Annotated in this window: 1 pseudogene; it reads left to right on the forward strand. The window is 46.9% G+C overall.

The features are described from left to right. A pseudogene (locus tag VJI94_RS08370) lies at positions 1-273 on the forward strand (type I glyceraldehyde-3-phosphate dehydrogenase); the annotation flags it as partial.

The following is a 273-nucleotide window of genomic DNA, read 5'->3' on the forward strand; positions in this document are numbered from 1 at the left end:
GCCGGTGAAAACAGGTTCGGTCACTGAGCTGGTGTCCATTCTCGGAAAAAAAGTGACTGCCGAAGAGGTGAATAACGCACTTAAACAAGCAACCACCAATAACGAGTCATTTGGTTATACCGATGAAGAAATAGTCTCTTCCGATATCATTGGCAGCCATTTCGGTTCGGTGTTTGATGCCACGCAAACGGAAATTACCGCTGTGGGCGATTTACAACTGGTGAAAACGGTCGCCTGGTACGATAACGAATATGGCTTCGTCACGCAGCTTAT

This window comes from Parvimonas sp. D9 (assembly GCF_035282565.1).
In the GTDB taxonomy this organism is placed as follows: domain Bacteria; phylum Bacillota; class Clostridia; order Tissierellales; family Peptoniphilaceae; genus Parvimonas; species Parvimonas micra.